This is a genomic window from Kushneria avicenniae, assembly GCF_900112585.1.
GTDB lineage: Bacteria > Pseudomonadota > Gammaproteobacteria > Pseudomonadales > Halomonadaceae > Kushneria > Kushneria avicenniae.
In genome coordinates this window covers 535,736-554,788 of the sequence record NZ_FOLY01000001.1, presented here as the reverse complement: position 1 = coordinate 554,788, position 19,053 = coordinate 535,736, and the positions used below count along the sequence as shown (strand labels likewise).

General features: G+C 59.4%; 19 protein-coding genes and 1 tRNA gene. 11 read left to right on the top strand and 9 right to left on the bottom strand.

Annotation, left to right across the window (positions count from 1 at the left end; genetic code table 11):
* Window positions 1–134: 134 nt before the first annotated feature.
* From putA to BM079_RS02615, 4 genes are all read right to left on the bottom strand, one after another.
* Complete coding sequence (gene putA / locus BM079_RS02630; RefSeq protein WP_090130505.1) at window positions 135–3,326, bottom strand: bifunctional proline dehydrogenase/L-glutamate gamma-semialdehyde dehydrogenase PutA; 3,192 nt, start codon at window positions 3,324–3,326, stop codon at window positions 135–137.
* A 280-nt stretch (window positions 3,327–3,606) separates the two neighbouring features.
* On the bottom strand, window positions 3,607–4,380 hold the full coding sequence (locus BM079_RS02625) for an AraC family transcriptional regulator (RefSeq protein ID WP_090130503.1): 774 nt from the start codon (window positions 4,378–4,380) through the stop codon (window positions 3,607–3,609).
* 41 nt (window positions 4,381–4,421) lie between these two features.
* Window positions 4,422–4,790: a hypothetical protein gene (locus BM079_RS02620; protein ID WP_090130501.1), complete on the bottom strand. Its 369-nt coding sequence runs from the start codon at window positions 4,788–4,790 to the stop codon at window positions 4,422–4,424.
* Between the two features lie 63 nt (window positions 4,791–4,853).
* Complete coding sequence (locus tag BM079_RS02615) at window positions 4,854–5,906, bottom strand: CNNM domain-containing protein (RefSeq protein ID WP_090130500.1); 1,053 nt, start codon at window positions 5,904–5,906, stop codon at window positions 4,854–4,856.
* Between the two features lie 333 nt (window positions 5,907–6,239).
* On the opposite strand from BM079_RS02615, the gene BM079_RS02610 reads away from it, so the two are divergent.
* Together BM079_RS02610 and BM079_RS02605 are read left to right on the top strand one after the other, a co-directional pair.
* On the top strand, window positions 6,240–6,515 hold the full coding sequence (locus BM079_RS02610) for a hypothetical protein (RefSeq protein ID WP_090130498.1): 276 nt from the start codon (window positions 6,240–6,242) through the stop codon (window positions 6,513–6,515).
* A gap of 347 nt (window positions 6,516–6,862) precedes the next feature.
* Window positions 6,863–6,938, top strand: a tRNA-Gly gene (locus BM079_RS02605).
* Window positions 6,939–7,443: 505 nt separating this feature from the next.
* On the opposite strand, the gene BM079_RS02600 is transcribed toward BM079_RS02605, so the two are convergent.
* The 4 genes from BM079_RS02600 to BM079_RS02585 form a co-directional block, all read right to left on the bottom strand.
* A complete protein-coding gene (locus BM079_RS02600) occupies window positions 7,444–7,716 on the bottom strand; it encodes a hypothetical protein (protein WP_090130496.1) in 273 nt (90 codons plus the stop codon).
* A 73-nt stretch (window positions 7,717–7,789) separates the two neighbouring features.
* Window positions 7,790–9,250: a dihydrolipoyl dehydrogenase gene (locus BM079_RS02595; protein WP_090130494.1), complete on the bottom strand. Its 1,461-nt coding sequence runs from the start codon at window positions 9,248–9,250 to the stop codon at window positions 7,790–7,792.
* 96 nt (window positions 9,251–9,346) lie between these two features.
* Window positions 9,347–10,096 carry a glutathione peroxidase gene (locus BM079_RS02590; protein ID WP_090130492.1) on the bottom strand — a complete coding sequence of 250 codons (750 nt, stop codon included), beginning with the start codon at window positions 10,094–10,096 and terminating at the stop codon, window positions 9,347–9,349.
* A 176-nt stretch (window positions 10,097–10,272) separates the two neighbouring features.
* On the bottom strand, window positions 10,273–10,674 hold the full coding sequence (locus BM079_RS02585; RefSeq protein ID WP_090130491.1) for a DUF6314 family protein: 402 nt from the start codon (window positions 10,672–10,674) through the stop codon (window positions 10,273–10,275).
* Between the two features lie 78 nt (window positions 10,675–10,752).
* On the opposite strand from BM079_RS02585, the gene BM079_RS02580 reads away from it, so the two are divergent.
* The 6 genes from BM079_RS02580 (at window position 10,753) to BM079_RS02555 (ending at window position 15,813) form a co-directional block, all read left to right on the top strand.
* The gene (locus BM079_RS02580; RefSeq protein WP_090130489.1) at window positions 10,753–11,640 is read left to right on the top strand and encodes a DMT family transporter; all 888 of its coding nucleotides are present in this window, start codon (window positions 10,753–10,755) and stop codon (window positions 11,638–11,640) included.
* A gap of 68 nt (window positions 11,641–11,708) precedes the next feature.
* The gene (locus BM079_RS02575) at window positions 11,709–12,590 is read left to right on the top strand and encodes an NAD(+) kinase (RefSeq protein ID WP_090130487.1); all 882 of its coding nucleotides are present in this window, start codon (window positions 11,709–11,711) and stop codon (window positions 12,588–12,590) included.
* The gene (locus BM079_RS02570) at window positions 12,580–13,560 is read left to right on the top strand and encodes a metallophosphoesterase (RefSeq protein ID WP_245742794.1); all 981 of its coding nucleotides are present in this window, start codon (window positions 12,580–12,582) and stop codon (window positions 13,558–13,560) included. The genes BM079_RS02575 and BM079_RS02570 overlap by 11 nt, the downstream gene beginning before the upstream one ends.
* 214 nt (window positions 13,561–13,774) lie before the next feature.
* Complete coding sequence (locus tag BM079_RS02565; RefSeq protein ID WP_090130485.1) at window positions 13,775–14,659, top strand: rhomboid family intramembrane serine protease; 885 nt, start codon at window positions 13,775–13,777, stop codon at window positions 14,657–14,659.
* A 3-nt stretch (window positions 14,660–14,662) separates the two neighbouring features.
* Window positions 14,663–14,929: a YeaC family protein gene (locus BM079_RS02560; RefSeq protein WP_090130483.1), complete on the top strand. Its 267-nt coding sequence runs from the start codon at window positions 14,663–14,665 to the stop codon at window positions 14,927–14,929.
* Between the two features lie 71 nt (window positions 14,930–15,000).
* Window positions 15,001–15,813: a DUF2797 domain-containing protein gene (locus BM079_RS02555; RefSeq protein WP_245742793.1), complete on the top strand. Its 813-nt coding sequence runs from the start codon at window positions 15,001–15,003 to the stop codon at window positions 15,811–15,813.
* Here BM079_RS02555 and BM079_RS02550 read toward each other — a convergent pair.
* Window positions 15,808–17,319 carry a RimK family protein gene (locus tag BM079_RS02550; protein ID WP_090130814.1) on the bottom strand — a complete coding sequence of 504 codons (1,512 nt, stop codon included), beginning with the start codon at window positions 17,317–17,319 and terminating at the stop codon, window positions 15,808–15,810. The two genes, BM079_RS02555 and BM079_RS02550, sit on opposite strands and share 6 nt — an antisense overlap.
* Before the next feature lie 272 nt (window positions 17,320–17,591).
* On the opposite strand from BM079_RS02550, the gene BM079_RS02545 reads away from it, so the two are divergent.
* From BM079_RS02545 to BM079_RS02535, 3 genes are all read left to right on the top strand, one after another.
* A complete protein-coding gene (locus BM079_RS02545) occupies window positions 17,592–18,071 on the top strand; it encodes a GNAT family N-acetyltransferase (RefSeq protein ID WP_090130478.1) in 480 nt (159 codons plus the stop codon).
* 96 nt (window positions 18,072–18,167) lie between these two features.
* Complete coding sequence (locus BM079_RS02540) at window positions 18,168–18,602, top strand: YbaN family protein (protein WP_245742792.1); 435 nt, start codon at window positions 18,168–18,170, stop codon at window positions 18,600–18,602.
* A 69-nt stretch (window positions 18,603–18,671) separates the two neighbouring features.
* On the top strand, window positions 18,672–19,043 hold the full coding sequence (locus BM079_RS02535; protein WP_090130476.1) for a YbaN family protein: 372 nt from the start codon (window positions 18,672–18,674) through the stop codon (window positions 19,041–19,043).
* Window positions 19,044–19,053: the final 10 nt, after the last annotated feature.

Here is a 19,053-nt window from a genome sequence, read left to right as displayed (position 1 = left end):
TGTTGGGCCGGAATGTGTCCTGCAGGTGTCCTGCGCAGGGCGGGCGCGAATGGGAAACCGTTTTGGGGATTGTTTTCAACCTGTTTTTACCCATGGCCGGTTTCCCACTGCACACTGGCGTTACGATGACAGAATCAATCGTCTCCCATGGCCAGCAGGGACGCATTGCCCCCCAGGGCCGCTGTATTGATCGTCCGCGTTTTCTCGTTGGCAAAGCGCAGCAGGTAATGAGGCCCGCCCGCCTTGGGACCGGTCCCCGAAAAGCCCTGGCCGCCGAAGGGTTGAACGCCGACCACGGCACCGATGATATTACGGTTGACGTAGACATTGCCGACCCGGATGCGACGCGCCACGCGATTGGCAAAGGTTTCGTTGCGGCTGTGCACGCCAAAGGTCAGGCCGTAGCCGCGCTCGTTGATGGTATCAATGACCTCATCAATCTCGCTGGCCCTGAAGGTCGCAACGTGCAGTACGGGGCCGAACTGCTCGGTCTCCAGCGCATCGATGCCGTCGATTCGAAACGCGGTCGGGGCAATGAAGGTGCCACTGGCCGCCGTGGCCGGGTCGATTTCGGTCTCGGCGATCAGGCGGCCTTCACTCTTGAGGCGGTCGATATGAGCCTGCAGTCCCTTGCGAGCCTCTTCATCAATGACCGGGCCGACATCGGTGGCAAGCTGCGTCGGATCGCCGATATTGAGCTCGGCCATCGCTCCCTTGAGGGTCTCGATGACCCGCTCGGCGATGTCTTCCTGAATATAGAGTACGCGCAGCGCCGAGCAGCGCTGTCCGGCACTCTGATAGCTCGAAGCCACCACGTCCTTGACGACCTGTTCGGGCAGCGCGGTGGAGTCCACGATCATGGCGTTCAGGCCGCCGGTTTCGGCCACCAGCGTCGGCAGTGCCGCGTTGTCCCGCGCGGCCAGTGAGCGGTTGATCAACTGCGCCGTCTGAGTGGAGCCGGTGAAGGCCACCCCGGTAATGCGGCGATCGCTGGATAGCACGGCGCCGACCGTGGCGCCATCGCCCGGCAGCAGCTGCACGACCTCGCGCGGCATGCCGGCGTCATATAAAAGCTCGATCACACGGTGGGCAATCAGCGAGGTCTGCTCGGCCGGCTTGGCCAGCACGGTATTGCCGGTCACGGCCGCCGCCACGGTCTGGCCGCAGAAAATCGCGATCGGGAAATTCCACGGGCTGATGGTGGCAAAGACCCCCTTGCCCTGCATGATGAGCTCGTTGGATTCTCCGGTCGGGCCGGGCAGCACCGTGGGCGCCATGAAAACCTCCCGGGCACGCGCGGCATAGTAGCGACAGAAATCCACTGCCTCGCGGACTTCCGCTACGCCGTCGGTCAGCAGCTTGCCTCCTTCCATGCAGCACATGGCCATCAGCTCCGCCATGTGGGTTTCCATCAGATCGGCAAAGCGCTCCAGAATGGCGGCACGCTCCTCGACCGGCGTATCGTTCCAGTCCGGAAAGGCTTTCCAGGCGGTTTCGATGGCTCGCGAGGTCTCATCGGCACTGGTCCAGCGAACCCTGCCGACGGTGCGCTGATGATCCCAGGGGCAGATCACATCATGGTGGTCGGCGCCCTGATCTTCCAGATCGAAGGCCACCAGCGGCCCGGCGCGATAGCTGCGCGCGAGAAAGGGCGCCATCTCATCCGTCAGCGGCCTGAACTGGCTATTGATGTTCAGGTTGATGCCGCGAGCGTTGCGTCGGCCGTCGGGATAGAGCTCGGCAGGCATCGGGATATTGGCGTTGAAGTACTGACCGACACCGATCAGATTCTCGACCGGGTGAACGCACAGGGATTCCACCGGCACGCGCGGGTCGACCAGCTGGTGCACGAACGAGGAATTGGCGCCGTTTTCCAGCAGACGGCGGACCAGATAGGGCAGCAGGTCCTTGTGGGCGCCGACAGGTGCGTAGATGCGACACCAGGTCCCCTCTGGCGCCTTGCTCAGCGCCGCTTCATACAGGGCTTCTCCCATGCCGTGCAGACGCTGAAACTCGAAGGCGCGATTGCTCTGATGGGCCAGATCGATAATGGTCGAGATGGTGTGCGCGTTGTGGGTGGCAAACTGCGGGAAGAGGCGGCCCTGGGTGTTGTCGGACAATAAATAGGTGGCGCAGGCCAGATAGGAGACATCCGTACAGGCCTTGCGAGTAAATACCGGATAGCCATCGATCCCGAGCTGCTGGGACTCCTTGATCTCACTGTCCCAGTAGGCGCCCTTGACCAGGCGCACGGGAACTTCATCGCCCTGATCCTCGGCAACGCGCGTCAGCCACTGCAATGCCGGCAGCGCACGCTTGGAGTAGGCCTGAATGACCAGTCCGAACCTGCCCCAGCCGCGGCAGGCATCGGCGTTATAAACCGCCTGGAAGACCTCCAGCGACAGCTCTAGACGGTCTACTTCCTCGGCATCGATGGTCAGCGCCACATCCAGTCCGCGGGCGAGTTCGACCAGCGCCCGAACGGTATTGACCAGCTCCTCGAGCACTTGTTCACGACGTCCGGATTCATAGCGCGGGTGCAGCGCTGAAAGCTTGATGGAGATTGATGGTGCCGGCGTATCGGAAGAGAGTTTCTGGCTGGTTTTGCCCACCGCGCGAATGGCGCTGGCATAGTCGTCGAAATAGCGCCGAGCGTCCTGACGCGTCAGCGCGGCTTCTCCCAGCATGTCATACGAGTAGGTGTAGCCCTTGTCGAACTGCGGCTTCGAACGCTTGAGTGCTTCGTCGATATCCCGACCCAGCACGAACTGGCGGCCCATGACCTTCATCGCCTGACGCATGGCCTGACGAATGACCGGCTCGCCCATGCGATTGACCATACGGTTGATAAAGCCGGCCGGGCGGCCATCCTGAGGTTGATCCAGCTTGATCACGCGACCCGTGGTCAAAAGCCCCCAGGTCGAGGCGTTGACGAACCAGGATTCGCTCTGACCTGCGTATTTTTCCCAGTCGCCGACGCTGAGACGATCCTCGATCAGGGCATCGGTCGTGGCGGTATCGGGCACGCGCAGCAGTGCCTCTGCCAGACACATGAGCATCAGGCCTTCCTGGGTCCCCAGGCTGTACTGCTGCAAAAGCTCATCGATGGCGTCCACTGCGGTATCCATGGCGCGCACGTCGCGTACCAGCGCCGCTGTGCTGTCGGCAATACGCTTGAAATCCCTTTCATCGGTCTGCAGCAGCGCGATGAACTCCTTGACCAGATCATTTTCATTGACGATGTAGTGATCACTGATGCGGTCAAAAAGGGTTTTTGAAGACTGTTGCCAGGTACTGGCATCCAGTATTTGTTGTGTCTTGAGCATGATGACGTTCCTTGCCGCAAAGGACGGCCAGCGTTGCTTTGAATTGCACGTTAGCGTTGTGCGTCGATGGCTGGCGTAACAGGGGATGATGACTTTTCCGACTTTAGGCCGCCGTGGACAACGCTGTCTTGTCGATTTGCCGGGAAGGATTGTCAGTTTAGTGGAAGTTTCATAGGGCTGGGGGCAGGACAAAAGGGGAGGCGTTTCGGCAATACACCTTTGATCTTGAGAGGGCCGGTGCTCGGAATCATTGCTCTGATGACGTCTCGTCGAAGTTATCTCAAGGGGCAGCCGTCTGGCGCAGCGCGCCGGGGGCGTGGCCGAAATGACGCCTGAAGGCGTGTGACAGGGCGCTTTGATTGGCAAAGCCCGAGCGTTCGGCAATATCGATCAGGGGCAGACGGGTGTCCAGCAGCAGCTTGCGAGCGGCATTCAGGCGCTTGCGCAGGATGTATTGATAGGGCGGCAGACCCGTGCGGATGCGAAAGAGCTCGGTAAAGTGAGCGCTGGAAAGGTGCGCCAGTCCGGCCAGATCCTCGACGCGAATGCCATGAGCCAGGTGCTGATCGATATAGTGATCCAGCATGGCCAGATCAAGCCGCGACTGCGGCGTCGCCTGGCGGTCGAGCAGACGATGTGAAAGAATCGAGAGCAGGGTAGTGATCAAAAGATCCCGGTCCACTTCCGGCTGATAGGTGATCTCTTCCACCATGAAGGCGATGTAGGCGCGAGCGGCGCTGTCGAGTTCAAAATGCAGGGGGTGCGAGAAGAGCTGGAAATGATGTCGGTAGATGCCCGAAAGCCCGGGGGCATCATCAAAGAGGTCCAGCAGCAGCTGGGAGTTGTCGCCAATGCCGCGATAGCAGTGCTCCCGGTCGCCGGGAATGGTACAGCCATGAAACGGCGAGATATGCAGCGGGCAACCGTCGATGATGATTTCCGCCTCGCCGGCCAGCCCGATCACGATCTGGTGAAAGGGATGAGAATGCGCCTGAGAGATCTCCTCAAGCGGCGCACGGCGAATCACATTGGTACTGGTCAGCGCGATGGTCATGGCAGGGCAATGTCCGGAACAAGCATATACACCGGGCGGTTTCAAAAGGCGCGCCGGTCGCCCAGGGAGAGCCGCGCAGTCAGATGCTGGCGCAGCGCGCGAATCTCTTCGAGACCGGTGGACGACAACAGCGAGCCGCCCTGTTCAAAGCGCCAGGGCTGGCCGTATTCGTCCATGATGGCCTGACAGCGGCGACGAACATTTTCCAGATAGGGGTCGTGGCGAATCGGATAGCCGATGATGGTATGCCAGCGCGCCTCGGAGACCCTGTTGTCCAGCGTCTCGTCGAGTAGCGTCAGAAGGTCATCAGCGCTGGTGCGATAGCGTGGCGTACGCGACAGCATCAGTGCCGTGACCATGAAACCGCAGATAAGCAGACAGACGGCAAAGGTCAGCAGGAAGATGGCCATGGGCGTTACCGGTTGCCGCAAAAGGCCCGTAGTCTAGCATGTTCACCGCCATGATCGGGAGCCTCAGCGCCCGGGGGGCATATCATTGACCGCCGCTTCCCGACTGCGGCGAATACGCTTTAGCCAGAGCTGTCTGGCATGATGGCGGAGATTGGAGACATCGTCGGTTTCATCCACGATGTCCTGGCCCAGGATGGTTTCGAGAATATCCTCCATCGTCAGCACGCCAACCCAGGTGCCGTGATCGTCATAGACCACGCACATGTGGTGGTGGTCGTTAAGCATTCTGATGAAGACCTGTTCAACGCTGTCGGTGTCGTTGATCGACTCGATGGGATGCATGATCGAAGACAGCGTCGCCTCGTCCGGTGCATGGTAAGCGTCCATCTTGTGGACATAGCCTACGGTCTGCTCCGGGGGTGTCATGACCGGATAGCGCGTAAATGGTAGATCGCCATGGTCGGCGTCGAATTCGCTCACCGTCATGTCGGGCGAAGCGGTGACACAGACCGTACGCGGGGTCATGACGCTGCGAACATGGATGTCATGTAGATTGAGGATGTTGACGATGGTTCGACTCTCGTCGGTATCCACTACGCCGCGTTCATGCCCCAGCCTGGCCAGCGCCTTGATCTCTTCGCGAACGTCCACGTCGTCTTCCCCGCTGCTGCCGATACGGCGCGTAATCTGCTCTGAAATCCATATAAATGGCAACAACAGCCAGATCAGGCCCTTGAGTGTGGGCGCCAGTATTGGCGCCAGCTGACGCCAGTAACGTGCCCCGATGGTCTTGGGCAGAATCTCGGACAGTACAAGAATCAGAAGCGTCATGATTGCCGAGGCCACACCAATCCACGCCTCACCGAAAACAGCGGCAACCTGTGCACCCACACCCGTCGCGCCAGCCGTGTGCGCAATGGTATTGAGCGTCAAAATGGCCGCTAGGGGGCGGTCGACATTGTCCTTGAGCTGACTCAGCGAGTGGTGCAGTGACGGATGTGACTCCTTGAGACGCGCGATATGACTTGGCGTCAGGGAAAGCAGTGCCGCCTCGAGCACCGAGCAGATAAAGGAGATACCAATGGCGACAAGGGCAAAAACAATCAAAAGGATCATAAAGGCTCAGCGTAGACCTGGAAGCATCATTAATGTCACGTTCACAGAGTCGATTGATTAAGTGAGGATTAAATAGGCGAAAAAGATGTTACCAGCTGTAAAATTTCATTCTGAATAAAGCATGTCTCTTCGACGCAATGCATCCGCTATTGGCAGAAAATGTCGCCATATCGCGACACCGGTGAAGAACGTTTAATGTTAAGTTTTCTGAATTAAATAAAATGATCACAAAACTTGCGGCTTTTAATACTTTAGCCTCAGTGGTTGATGAGTATAATCCTTGCGGAAGCAGATAGTTAATCCATGTAATGCTAAAAGGCTTACGCATTCGGCATGCAATCCCTTGACTCACTGGAGCTTGCGATCCTTACACGTTTGCTCAATACCGGCCGACACCAGCGTGTTTATGTCAAGGCCATCGAGTTTGGTGTCCCGGATGTCGAGTTCACGCGCGCCATACGCTATCTCTATAAAAGAGGGCTGATTGATGCAATCTGGCAGGAGAAGGCAACGTGTCGCCCTCTGTGTCGCCTTTTTCGGCGCCCCTGTTTCGACTGCTGCTGCGGCCGCATCACCGAACATGGACTGAACGTGGTCATGGCCGGCTAGAAAAGCTCAATGCTGTGGTTACCCGATGTTTCTAGGTTGATCGAGCAGGGGAGAAGGTGAGAAGTACTCACATGCAGTGCCTTTGACCATTCTCGGCGGACGACAGACTCGACAGACAATAGACATAAAAAAACCGCCACAACGAGGTGGCGGCCATGCAAGGAACAGTTGAACCAGACGCATTCCTCAGCGACTGAAGAAGAACGTCATACCCTTATGACCATGGTGTTTTCGTTTTGATCCTCAAAATTGAAAATTTTTTTGCCTTTGGCTTTTTTACCGTCAAAACAGCGCTTTGAAGCAGGCTGCTTGTTTTTGTCACCATGGCCTCTTATGATGGGTGTCATGCGGGTATAGCTCAGTTGGTAGAGCGTCAGCTTCCCAAGCTGAATGTCGTGGGTTCGAATCCCATTGCCCGCTCCAGCCTCTTTATCAGCATTACCTTCTGATGCTGTTCCAGTACCCGCAAGGCGGCTTCTCCCTACCTTCCTTTCCAGCGTCATTCAGACGAAGTGAGCCCGATAACGTGTTTTGTCTGCGGGCAGGCTTTCAGTCAGGTATACGGGGCATGCCGTAGTTCAAATGATGCGTTTCTGAGCGCCAGTCATTTTCGCCATGAGTTTTCACGCATAAAAAAACCCCGACGTCCTTGCCGGGGTTTGATCTTCCAATGACAGGCATTGCGGCCGACTGTCTCTTCCTTGAGCGTCACTCGGATCCGTTGGAGTGCCGAATGCCTACCGCCAATACTGTAGTGTCATCATAGAAAAGCTATACAAGCCCTGCAAGAAAAATTGTACAAGGCTGATCGAAAATCTGTAATGACAGGTTCCTGTTGATGCCGGCGCGCAGCAGAGCATGATTTGTCATGAGCACCGGCTGTCCAGGAAATACGGTCCATGACTGCTCGGCCGGGCACCGGATCGGCTCACGAGCGGCTGAAAAAATGAAGAACCTGTTCCACGCCCAGGCTATCGGACCAGGCGGCCGGCGTTTGAATGGTGGCAATAAAAATCTGATCTTCGCGGTCAATGTACTGCTCGAGATCAGCGAGAATTTGGTCGGGCGTGACGGCGGTTCTGACAAGCCAGGTGGATTCAAAAACGCGCAGACTGTCCCGGTAGTGCGTCAGTGGCGTCATCAGGTGGCGATATTCCTGATCGGGGAATTTCAGGTGACAGGTGATCATGTAATCAGCCATGCGCAGCTCCGTTGGCCCTTGTAGACAATCACTGCCGAAGGCGGGTGCTCCGGCAGTGATGCGATGACGAAGATCAGCACCCCGGGCCGGTATCCAGACAGTGCAGGGCCATGGCCGGTCCCTGTCTGAGTTCGGCATTCAGATTACGCAGGGCAGTACGCAATCCTTCTTCGAGGCAGGGATGATAAAAGGGCATCTCCAGCATCTGCGCCACGGTCATGCGCTGCTGATGACACCAGGCGAGCAGATGCGCCAGATGTTCGGCTTCCGGTGCGATCATTTCGGCACCCAGGAAGAGGCCGGACCCCTGCTCACCGTAGACGCGCAGCAGGCCGCGATTTTTTCGCATGACCCGGGCGCGGCCCTGATCACTGAAGTCGACCTCGCCAATGGCGTAACTGCCTTTTGAACGTTTTTGGATGTCGGACCATGTCAGCCCGGCCAGCGCGATCTGTGGCTCGGTAAATACCACGCTCAGCATCGAGCGACGTCGGCCGGCGCGGATGTCGGGATAGCGGCCGGCATTGTCACCTGCAATGCGGCCTTCATCGGATGCCTCGTGCAGCAGGGGGAGCTCGGCGTTGGCATCGCCGGCAATGAAAATGGGCGCCAGCGTCTCGTCATTGTGCTGACACTGCAGGGTATAGCGATCAAACACCGGCAGACCTTCTTCCATGCGCAGATCGGCGTTTGCGATATCCAGTCCCTTGAGGTTGGGCGGACGGCCCGTGGCGGCCAGCAGATAGTCAAACCGTTCAGTGATCTCCTGGCCGCTGTCACGCTCCACAAAAGTGACGTTGACGCCGTCATCGGCAAGCGTTACATCACGCGTATCGGCCCTTGCATCAAGATAGAACGCTTCATTGAAGTGCTGATAAGCCTGTTTGTGCACCTCGGGGTCACTGATCGGACCGATGGCGCCACCGACGCCAAACACACGTACCCGGACCCCCAGCCGTGATAGTGCCTGCCCGAGTTCCAGACCGACAACGCCCGGGCCAAAGACGGCAACCGATTCGGGCAGATCTTCCCAGTAAAAAAGATCGTTGTTGGTCACCAGACGCTCTCCCGCAGCCTTGAGAAACTCCGGGTAGTCGGGGCTGGAACCCGTGGCGATGACGATTCTTTCGGCATGGATGCGTGTATGGTCATCAATGATCAGGGTCGTGGCGCTTTCAAATCGGGCGTGGCCGCGAAGACGGTGCTCGGCTTCGATACGCTCCACGGACTCGAGGACACCATCGACAAAATAATCCCGTTCGTGAAGGACGCGCGCCATGACATCACGACCGCTGATGCGGATGTTACCGTCGATGTGCACGCCGAAGGCTTTGGCATCATGTGCAGCGTGCGCTGCGTCGGCGGCGGCAATCAAAAGCTTGCTCGGCATGCACCCGACGCGAGCGCAGGTGGTGCCATAAGGGCCACCCTCGATCATGACGACGCTGTCAGTGTGGGCGCGCGCCGCGTTATAGGCGCCAAGACCCGCGCTTCCGGCGCCGATGACGGCAACCTCTACATGTTTTTCCTGCATTCAGGGCTCCATCTTCAGGGCGTGCAGTTGGGACATGCGCACACAAAAACGGCCACCCATGGGTGGCCGTCATGATCCTTTCGGACTGCAGATGAATCAGGCAGCGTCAGCCTGCTCAAGATGCGCCTTCAGATCTTCGGCACCGCCAATGTGGCGGCCATCGATCCAGACCTGCGGCACGGTCGCATATCCGGTCATGGCGCGCAGCGAGCGGCTGGTGATGTCGCGGTTGCCGATGGAGATGTCTTCATAGGCAATGCGGTTATCCGCCAGCGCCTGCTTGGCGCGTGCGCAGTGTGGGCAGCCGGGCTTGCTGATAATGGTAGCAAAGCTGGGCCGATCTGCCTGAGGATTAAGGTAGTCGAGCATGGTGTCGGCGTCGGACACTTCGAAAGGGTCGCCGGGCTTTTGCGGTTCGATGAACATCTTGTCGATCACGCCGTTGCGAACGACCATGGAATAGCGCCAGCTGCGCTTGCCAAAGCCCAGATCGGTCTTGTCGACCAGCATGCCCATGCCTTCGGTAAACTCGCCGTTGCCATCTGCCAACAGGGTCAGATGCTCGGCTTCCTGATGCTCACCCCAGGCTTCCATGACGAAGGCATCGTTAACGGACAGGCACAGAATCTCATCAACGCCGTTGGCGAAAAGCTGCTCGGCCAGCTCGTTGTAGCGCGGCAGATGCGTGGAGGAACAGGTGGGGGTATAGGCACCCGGAAGAGAGAAAACAGCGACGGTACGGTTGGCAAAGATATCCTTGGTCTGAACATCGACCAGTTCACCGCCCTTGCGTTGCTTGAGCGTGACTTCCGGGACGTACTGTCCTTCACGATTTTGCAATTCCATCATTGACTCCGTGCCTTTTTAAAATACTGCGGTGAACGACACCGCTGCCAGAAAACATTCTGCAGTGTATAAATTCGGGCGGCGTCACGATATTTGAATAAGACAAAGGTCGTAATAGAAAAGGGTAATTGGGAAAGATCAACCTAATATAGCGTTTCGCTGGGTGGGCGGTACCATCAACGATAGCAGTAGTGAATGTGTTCCTGCTTGCGAGGGCCCTCGACCGTCCAGGTCAGATCGAATCCGTTGTCTGTCATGACCAGTTCACCGCTGTAGAGATCCCTGACGCATAGATGCGGTGAGAGACTTTTCAGGCGATGTTCTCCAGTCACCACCAGGGGAAAAAGGAAAACGGCGCCCTGGGGCCCGCGGCGCTCGTGATAAAGCTCCACGCGATCTTCCACGATCTCGAAGCGGTAGACGTTGCTGAAGGGCAGCACGCGGCCATTGGCATGAGTGAACCGCCCCGTTTCATGAAAGCGCAGGGTCGGATAGTCATCGCTGACGCGAACCTCTCCGGTGCCGCTACCGGCCCAGTCGCTGGAAGATCCGGCGCCGGGGGTCGCCGTGAAGGTCATCTGCCGGGTTGCCCTGACGCATTTGGCCAGGCGTATAATGGTTGTTAACCTTGAAAATCTATCTGGTTGACAAAGCATATGGGCTATCTACTCGGGGTCACTCTGCTGTGGTCCTTCTCGTTCAGTCTGATCGGAGTTTATCTGGCCGGTCAGGTCGACAGCTATTTTGCCGTATTAACACGCGTCGCGCTTGCCTGTCTGGTGTTTCTGCCCTGGCTTCGCCCGAAACTTCTGGATCGTCGCCGTACACTCGGGCTGATGGGTGTGGGCGCCATACAGCTCGGGCTGATGTATGTGTGCTATTACCAGTCCTTTGTGCTGCTCAGCGTGCCCGAAATTCTATTGTTCACCATCTTTACACCGATCTATATCGCGCTGCTGGACAATCTTCTCTGCCGCCGACTGGATCTGTTCCAGATCGCGATGGCGGGGCTTGCTGTCGTTGGGGCAGCGCTGATTCGCTATCAGTCCGTCGGTGAAGCCTTCTGGAACGGTTTTCTCATGGTGCAGGGCGCCAACCTGTGCTTTGCCATCGGGCAGGTGGGCTACCGACATCTCATGCGGGACGTGGAAGGCAATTTCCCGGCGCTTCACGTCTTTGGCTGGTTCTATATCGGTGCGCTGCTGGTGGCCGTCCCTGCCTTTTTGTGGCTGGGAGATGCCACGAACCTGCCAACAACTTCGGTACAGTGGGGCGTGCTGGCATGGCTTGGAATGGTGGCCTCGGGCGTGGGCTATTTTTTCTGGAATCAGGGCGCGCGTCGCGTGGACGCCGCAACGCTTGCCGTCATGAACAATCTGCTGATTCCGGCCGGGCTATTGGTCAATCTGGTGATCTGGAATCGCGAGGCGGATCTTTCCCGAATCACTCTGGGGGGGGCGGTCATGCTGCTGGCACTGCTGGGCAGTGAGTGGTGGCGGCGCCGCTCGAGTACTTCCGGCCACCAGGCGGCTGAATTTTCCTGAGGCCGCGGTTTACCCCCCAGCAGGGCTGAACGCATAATGCCGGCTCGATGAAACAGTCTGGACAGGGCATGACACAGTTCAACCGGGTAGGGCTGGTGGGGCGACCTGACAGTGACAAGGTCGTTGAAACACTCGAGCGTCTGACGGTGTTTCTGGAATCACGCGGGCTCGAGGTGTATTTCGAGGCCGATACCGCCAGAACCTGCATGATTCGTCAGGGGGCGGGGATTTCACTTGAAAGGATCGGCCGGGAGTGTGATCTGGCCATCGTGGTCGGCGGTGACGGCAGCCTACTGGGCGCCGGGCGCATGCTGTGTCGCTTCAATACGCCCATACTGGGCGTCAATCGTGGTCGCCTGGGCTTTCTCACCGATATCAATCCTGACGAAGTCGAGCACCGAATCGATGAGGTGCTCAACGGACAGTATGAGGTCGAGCGTCGTTTTCTGCTGGATACCGAGGTTCGACGCGACGGTGTCGTCATCGGCTCGGCCTGCAGCCTCAACGATGTGGTACTCCATCCGGCGGCCGCTGTGCGCATGATCGAGTTCGAGCTCTATATCGATCGCCAGTTTGTCTATCGCCAGCGCTCGGATGGCCTGATCGTGGCCACGCCCACCGGCTCCACGGCCTATGCGCTCTCCGGCGGCGGGCCCATCCTGCATCCGCGGCTCGAGGCCATCGTGCTGGTGCCGATGTTCCCTCATACCCTGTCGAGCCGGCCGATCGTGATCGATGCCGCCAGCGAGATTCTGCTGGAAGTCGTGGACAGCCACAACGCCGAGCTGCAGGTCAGCTGCGACGGGCAGATGAAGGTGGTGGTCCAGCCCGGCGACATGATTTGCATTCGCCGCAAGCCCGAATATCTCAAGCTGCTGCATCCGCCGGGCTATAGCTACTTCGAAGCCTGTCGCAGCAAGCTGGGATGGAGCAGTGGCCTTGTTGGCTGAGTCAGCGCCTGACACCCCTGCCCGGGGCATCGGCAATGGGTTCGACCTGATCGGCGATGTGCACGGCTGCGGTGATCTGCTCGAAACCCTGCTCGAGAAGATGGGCTATCAGAGACGAGACGGGGTGTACACGCATGACGCGCGGCGCGCCATCTTTCTGGGCGATCTGATCGATCGCGGCTCGCATATCCAGAAAGCGCTTGAAATCGTGCGCACCATGGTCGATGCCGGCACCGCGCTGGTGGTAATGGGGAATCACGAAGCCCACGCCCTGAAGCACTGTCTGGGCCACGGCGGTCGGGGCTTTACCATGCCGCGTGCCGGAGGGCGCAGCGAACGGGTCATGTTCGAGACGCTGCAGCAGTTCGAGCGGTTGCCAACGCTCTGGTCATCATATCTTGAATGGTTTCTCGAGATGCCGCTGTGTCTTGAGTTCGAGCATTTTCGCGTGGCGCATGCCTGCTGGGACGAAGCGCTTTTGCGCCCCTTTCTGGCCGAGCACCCCGATGGCCGGATTGATCGGCGTTTTCTGGCGGCAGCCAGTATCCAGGGCAGTCCCGAACACCGCGTGCTGGATCGCACCACACGCGGTACCCAGCTGCGACTGCCTCGTGGCGAGGTCATTCATTCGATGGACGGCAGCCGACGCAGCGTCTTTCGCACCCATTTCTGGGCGCGCTCGCCGCAGACCTATGGTGATGTGGTCTTTCAGCCCGACCCGCTGCCGGATGAGTTCGAGGATCATCCCCTGAGTGACGCGGAGCGGGATCGGCTGGTCCATTATGAGCGATCACAGCGGCCTCTTTTTGTCGGGCATTACTGGTGTGAAGGCATTCCGAGCCTGCCGACGGCCAATGTTGCCTGCCTGGATTACAGCGCCGTTCGCGGCGGGCGGCTGGTGGCCTACCGCTTTGACGGTGAAGCCGCTCTGGAAGCCGGGCGATTCTGCTGGGTCAGCGCCGTGGAGTGAGGACACGCTGGCCGCGATGACATAAAATCCGAATTTTTTTGAATGTGCCGTGAACTTTTGAGCCGTACCGCCGTCAGAGTAAGTGTTCCCTTGAATGATCCCTTGCTCTTGTCCGGCGGACCCTCTCCGCCGGACTTCTTTTTTTGTGGCATATTCAACCTCCGATCCCATGAGCATGACCGGCTGGCAGGTTCCAGCCCCAAATGGAGTCAGCATGCCGCAGGCGCTGCGTTTTCCTCTTGATGCCGACATTGACGAACTGCGTCACGCGCTCTGGAAACATCGCATCGGTCATCACTATTCGCGTGATCAGGACGGGCAGGTGCTCTGGCTGATCGAGGATGTTCAGCTCGAGAAGGCCCGTGAGCTGATCGAGCGATGGCAACAGGGAGAGTCACTGGCGCTGGAAGAGGCTCCGGCACCCGTGGCGCGTTCAGGGTCGATCACGGGCGCGCTGCGCTCGGCGCCGATGACAACGGTCCTGATTGCGATGTGTGTGGCCGTCTTCGCCTGGCAGGGTATCGATGATATTCAGGCCCTGACGGCGCTGGCCATTGCGCCCATCGCCATTGAAGGTCAGCAGCTCTATGCCGCAACGCTTGGATACGCTCTGTCGCAGGCGGAAGTCTGGCGGCTGTTCTCGCCGGCCTTTTTGCATTTCAGCCTGATGCATCTGGTCTTCAACATGCTCTGGCTCTGGTATTTTGGCCGCCAGGTCGAAGTGCTGCAGGGGCGCTGGCGTCTGCTGGCGCTTTTGAGTTCGGCCATGCTGGTGTCCAATCTGGCCCAGTACGCCACTGGTACGGTGCTTTTTGGCGGCATGTCCGGCGTGGTCTACGCCCTGGTGGGCTTTGTCTGGCTCTATTCGCGGCTGGTGCCGACCAGCGGCTTTCAGTTCCCTGCCATGCTGATGGTGTTCATGGTCGGCTGGCTGGTGCTGTGCATGACGCCGGCCGCCGGCTGGATCGGCTTTGGCAATGTCGCCAACGAAGCGCATCTGGGGGGGCTGCTGCTGGGTCTTGCGGCCGGGCTTCTGGGTTCGCGCTTTCATCCGCACCGGGCCATACCTGACCAGCAACACAAGGATATCGACGGGTAAACCATGAGCGACAGAAATTTCGAGCGCATGATCGAGCAGCTCACGCCGCAGATGTATGAAGGACTCAAGCGCGGCGTAGAGCTGGGCAAGTGGCCGGATGGCCGGGCCCTGACCAGTGAGCAGCGTGAGCTGTGCCTCGAGGCGATCCTGCGTTTCGAGGCCGCTCACAACGTGCCTCCCGAGCAGCGCACCGGCCACATTGATCGTCACGGCTGCGGCAGCGACGAGCACGGTGAGGCCAGGGGCGACAGCATCAAATGGGTCAACTAGACCTCGAACCTCTCGCAGGGATGCAAACGCCTTCAAAGGCCTCTTTTGAAGGTGTTGGCGAACTTGCCCGCATGGCGATTACGGCTGATGAGGCGGGCGGCGCGCACTATGAGCTGCGCATCGGGGAACACCGCGAGCCCCTCGATGCCTGGCTGGGCCACGATGTCGCACTGTCGTTTGGCGGGCATATTGTCTGTGTCAATTGTCAGCGTTCGACCCGCAAGAGTTTCGGTCAGGGTCACTGCTACAGCTGTTTCAAGCGTCTGGCGCGCTGTGATACCTGCATGATGGCGCCCGAGCGCTGTCACTACTTTCAGGGCACCTGCCGAGAGCCCGAATGGGGGGAGCGCCACTGCTTTGCGCCTCACGTGGTGTACCTGGCCAGCAGCTCCGGCGCCAAGGTCGGTATTACCAAACCCTCGCAGATGCCCACGCGCTGGCTTGATCAGGGCGCGGTTCAGGCGCTGCCGATCCTGTCGGTGGCATCGCGTCGTCAGTCCGGCCTGGTCGAGGCGCTCTTTCGTCATGAAATCAGCGATCGTACCCACTGGCAGCGCATGCTCAAGGGTGAAACCGCTGATGTTGATCTCATTAACCTGCGCGATGACCTGATGGCGCGATTGGCCCCCGGGCTTGAATCGCTCAAAGAGCAGTTCGGGGAAGACAATATCCGTTCGCACGGTGAGCAGACGGTCGCCCGCTTTGACTACCCGGTACTGGCCTGGCCCGAGCGCGTCAGAGCCTTCAACCTGGACCGCACCCCGCAGGTCGAGGGGCGGTTGATGGGGCTCAAGGGCCAGTATCTGATACTTGATACCGGCGTGATCAATCTGCGCAAGTACACCGGTTATCAGGTCAGCGTGACCCTTTCGACACGCTCATGAACCGGGGAGCTGACGCGTTGAGGTCTGCCGGGGCTGACGCTTGCGCTCCATCTGCTCCAGAAACCACGCCATGACGCGCCGATAGAGCTCCGGGCCCAGCACGACATCCTCCACGCCGACGTCCAGATTGGGGTTGTCATTGACCTCGATGACCACCACCCGGTCGCCACTCTGCTTGATATCGACCCCGTAAAGGCCGTTGCCGATCAGTCGGGTGGCCTTGAGCGCGGTTTTGATCACTTTTTCGGGCGCCGTTGCCGGGTCCATCGTCTCGAATCCGCCGCTGCGCACGCGAGTGCCGCTGTGATCATAGATCTGCCAGTGGCCGCGGGCCATGTAGTAGCGGCTGGCGAACAGCACCTGTCCATCCAGAATGCCGATGCGCCAGTCGTACTCGGTGGGCATCCACTCCTGAAGCAGCAGCAGGGCCGAGTCCTCGAACAGCCGTCTGGCTTCCTCGATCAATTGATCTCTGGAGCTGATCTTGACCACTCCGCGTGAAAAGGCGCCGTCGGGAATTTTCAGCACCTGCGGGAAGGTGAGGGTGTCGGCCAAGGCATCGAGACGCTCAAGGTCACTGCGGTTGAGCAGATGCCCCTCGGGGGCGGGGATGCCACGGGCACGTAGCAGGGCGTGCAGATAGACCTTGTTGGTACAGCGCAGAATCGACTGGGGATCATCGATGACGACCAGACCTTCGTGCTCGGCTCGACGTGCCATGCGCCAGGTATGGTGATCAAGACGGGTGGTTTCGCGAATGAACAGGGCATCGAATTCGGCCAGCCGGCCTTCATCGCGCCGGGTGATCAGACTGACATCGATGCCCATCGAGCGTCCCGCGCGGATAAACTGCTTGATGGCGCTCTTGTTGCTTGGCGGCATGGCCTCTGCCGGGTCGACCAGAATGGCCAGATCAAAACGGTAGCGCCGTTTGGCGGCCGGGGTGCGCCAGACCTGACGGGAATGGGCATTGAGCGCGCGGGCAAAACGATCTTCCTCCTCTAGGGCGACATCCTTGAGCGACAGCGCCTGAAGACGCGCCAGCCGCCAGTCGCCGTGGCGCCTGATGAGTCGGGCTTCCAGGATCGGACAGGGGAAATGGGAGAAAAGCCGGCGTCCAAGGCGCGCCAGCACCTCGCTGCCGGTGTCGCCAAAGAAAAGCCGCAGGTCCAGTCGCTCGCCCTGCAGGGCGCCGCGGCGATCCAGCTCTGCCATCATGTCGTTGAGACCGTCCAGCTGCAGATCGATCAGCGCCTTGCGCCCCAACTGATTGAGCGTTTCCACGTCGGGCTGCACGCGCTGACCGCGCGCCTGCGCCAGCAGCGAGACGTAGTAACCGGTTTCCAGGTAATCGAGACCGCTGCACAGATTGATGACGTGGGTGGCCCGATCCTGATCCGCGGTTTCTTCCAGCGCCAGAAAATCATCGGCGCTGATCAGGTCGTCACTGGGATAGTAGGGGCGCCAATCGCCGGGGTGATCCACCACAATACGCAAACGTGACATGACGCCCTCCGCAACCCGAGGAAATATGCGCATCATAGGACGCCGCCGGTCATCGTGGAATAGGGTTGAGCGATCATGAGCGGTGTTGCTGGTGATCGTGGCGGGCGCAGGGCCAGTGCTGCTGAAGGCTGCCCGACGGGTTCATGAGCGAATGTGCTGTTCAGCGTCATCATCTCGCAATATTGTCAGGCCGGATGCACCACATGGCAGGGTGTTGTCGGCAGGGAAATGGTAGGATTGCGGCCTTTTGGATCCTGATCGGGAGAAAACGCATGGCTTTTACGCTGCGTGCCGCGGAGACCAGGGATGCGTCGGCACTCAATGCTCTGGAGCGCACCTGCTTTGGCGATAACGAAGACAGCTTCAGCCCCTCGCAGCTGAAGTATCTGGTGACGAAGGCCAACGCGCAGACGCGTCTGATCATTGATGAGGACGGCGCGCTGATGGGCTATGGAACGCTTTTGTTTCGACGCAACGAGAAAAAGGCACGCCTTTATTCCTTTTGCCTGCATCCGGATATACGCGGCCAGGGGCTGGGGCAGCGCCTGCTGCTGGCGCTGGAAGCCGTGGCGCTGACGCGAGGTTGTGACAGCATCTATCTGGAAGTCCGGGCTGACAACCGTGCGGCCATTTCGCTGTACCGGCGCATGGGCTATGAGGTGCTGCACTGGATGGAAGACTATTATCACGACGGCTGTGCGGCCTGGAAAATGATTCGATCGCTGGGCGAGGGCAGCAGCGCCGCGTCGTAACTTACTGCCATACCTGATATGGATCAGGTGCGCAGGGTTGGTGACGGACGCTGCGAACGCTATGATCGACGGTCCAGGTTTTCAAGGGAGTGTGGCATGTCGAGTCTTCCCCCGGACCCTGCCGAAGAGGGCCGTATGCGCTCTCCGGTCAATCGCGCCATCTGGGTAACGCTGGCCGCGCTGTGTTTTGCCATCGGGATTGTGGGGATCTTTTTGCCGCTGCTGCCGGCGACCGATTTCATGCTGCTGGCGGTCATCTGCGCCTCGAGAGGGTCAAAGCGCTTTGAACGCTGGATCCGGCGCAACCGCTTCGCGGGCCCGCTGATCCGGGCATGGGAGGAGGAGCGCGCCATCCCGCTACCGGCCAAGATCGTATCGATCGCCATGATGTTTTTCAGTGCCTGGGTCATCTGGATTCATACCGGCTTCAACTGGGTCTTCTGGCTGCTTCTGATAGTGCTGATCGCAGTGGGTACGTTCGTGGCCACTCGTCCGCTGCCTTCCGGCAGGACTCGCCCCTTCAATGACTGACCCCGGCAGCCTTTCGGCTTTTTCCATGCGTCTCCTGTCGCCGGGCGAAGCGTTTTTTGAGGCGATGCCATGCGCTATCTCTGGATAGGGCTCGCCGGTCTCTGCTTTGCGCTGGGCATGGCCGGGCTGGTGGTGCCGCTGCTGCCGACCACACCTTTCATGCTGGCCGCTGTGGCGCTGGCTTCAAGGGGCTCGCCGCGCTTTGCCCGCTGGATCCGACAGCACCGGCTGGCAGGACCTGCCATCCGGCACTGGGAACATGAGCGCGCCATCTCTCTCCGCGCCAAGGGCATTGCGGTAGTCACCCTGATCTTCAGTGTCGTGGTGATCTGGCTGACCATCCCGTCTCTGATCGTGCGTATCAGCGTCTCCTTGCTGCTGATCGGTATTGGCAGCTGGCTTGTAACGCGTGCCACACCCTCCTCGAAACAGGAGCCCTGAAGCTGTCGCT

Bases quoted from the DNA above. Each gene is read 5' to 3' on its own strand.
- BM079_RS02550 (WP_090130814.1), bottom strand. From the start codon at position 17,319: ATGTCACGTTTGCGTATTGTGGTGGATCACCCCGGCGATTGGCGCCCC.
- BM079_RS02535 (WP_090130476.1), top strand. From the start codon at position 18,672: ATGCGCTATCTCTGGATAGGGCTCGCCGGTCTCTGCTTTGCGCTGGGC.
- BM079_RS02600 (WP_090130496.1), bottom strand. From the start codon at position 7,716: ATGGCTGATTACATGATCACCTGTCACCTGAAATTCCCCGATCAGGAA.
- BM079_RS02555 (WP_245742793.1), top strand. From the start codon at position 15,001: ATGGCGATTACGGCTGATGAGGCGGGCGGCGCGCACTATGAGCTGCGC.
- BM079_RS02560 (WP_090130483.1), top strand. From the start codon at position 14,663: ATGAGCGACAGAAATTTCGAGCGCATGATCGAGCAGCTCACGCCGCAG.
- BM079_RS02595 (WP_090130494.1), bottom strand. From the start codon at position 9,250: ATGCAGGAAAAACATGTAGAGGTTGCCGTCATCGGCGCCGGAAGCGCG.
- BM079_RS02625 (WP_090130503.1), bottom strand. From the start codon at position 4,380: ATGACCATCGCGCTGACCAGTACCAATGTGATTCGCCGTGCGCCGCTT.
- BM079_RS02610 (WP_090130498.1), top strand. From the start codon at position 6,240: ATGCAATCCCTTGACTCACTGGAGCTTGCGATCCTTACACGTTTGCTC.
- BM079_RS02580 (WP_090130489.1), top strand. From the start codon at position 10,753: ATGGGCTATCTACTCGGGGTCACTCTGCTGTGGTCCTTCTCGTTCAGT.
- putA (WP_090130505.1), bottom strand. From the start codon at position 3,326: ATGCTCAAGACACAACAAATACTGGATGCCAGTACCTGGCAACAGTCT.
- BM079_RS02615 (WP_090130500.1), bottom strand. From the start codon at position 5,906: ATGATCCTTTTGATTGTTTTTGCCCTTGTCGCCATTGGTATCTCCTTT.
- BM079_RS02620 (WP_090130501.1), bottom strand. From the start codon at position 4,790: ATGGCCATCTTCCTGCTGACCTTTGCCGTCTGTCTGCTTATCTGCGGT.
- BM079_RS02590 (WP_090130492.1), bottom strand. From the start codon at position 10,096: ATGGAATTGCAAAATCGTGAAGGACAGTACGTCCCGGAAGTCACGCTC.
- BM079_RS02540 (WP_245742792.1), top strand. From the start codon at position 18,168: ATGTCGAGTCTTCCCCCGGACCCTGCCGAAGAGGGCCGTATGCGCTCT.
- BM079_RS02565 (WP_090130485.1), top strand. From the start codon at position 13,775: ATGCCGCAGGCGCTGCGTTTTCCTCTTGATGCCGACATTGACGAACTG.
- BM079_RS02575 (WP_090130487.1), top strand. From the start codon at position 11,709: ATGACACAGTTCAACCGGGTAGGGCTGGTGGGGCGACCTGACAGTGAC.
- BM079_RS02585 (WP_090130491.1), bottom strand. From the start codon at position 10,674: ATGACCTTCACGGCGACCCCCGGCGCCGGATCTTCCAGCGACTGGGCC.
- BM079_RS02545 (WP_090130478.1), top strand. From the start codon at position 17,592: ATGGCTTTTACGCTGCGTGCCGCGGAGACCAGGGATGCGTCGGCACTC.